Raw genomic sequence first — 439 nt, 5'->3', positions numbered from 1 at the left:
GACTTTTTCGACAGCCTTCACAATGCCTCGCTTTTCTGCCCGCGCAGCGGGCCGAAAAGCTGCCGCTGCGCGGCGCAAACGCCTGCTGACACAGGCTTTTTGCAGGCATTCGATCCAACACGAGGGGGCTCCCGGACACCGTCGCGGCATTGCGATTTCCGGCCTCTTTTGGGCCGGGAATCGCGCCGCTTCCTCGCAACCGGTTCGCTTTTTCCGCCGCTGGCGGCGCTTCGCCGGTTGCCCCCTCGTACTCCCCCTGCAAAAAAGGAATTCTTTTCCTTCAGACAGGGTCTTTCGACAAGCTGATGAAGCGGGGACGAATGTCCCCGCTTCAGGCTGTCGAAAAAGTCGAGCATAGCTGGGCTTTTTCGCATTTATATGGTAAAATAAGCATGGGTGATGAAAGATGCTTGAACGAGGGAAGCTGGATCGTGGAATC

Annotated in this window: 1 protein-coding gene; it reads left to right on the top strand. The window is 57.2% G+C overall.

Annotation, left to right across the window (positions count from 1 at the left end):
* Window positions 1-306: hypothetical protein (locus tag ACTNBU_RS12735; protein WP_441034467.1), on the top strand; the 306-nt coding region annotated here is incomplete at its 5' end.
* Window positions 307-439: the final 133 nt, after the last annotated feature.

The sequence above is a fragment of the Dysosmobacter sp. HCP28S3_G4 genome (assembly GCF_052065175.1).
In the GTDB taxonomy this organism is placed as follows: domain Bacteria; phylum Bacillota; class Clostridia; order Oscillospirales; family Oscillospiraceae; genus Oscillibacter.
Note: the sequence above shows the minus strand (reverse complement) of the source record. Positions and strands in the feature narration are given on the sequence as shown.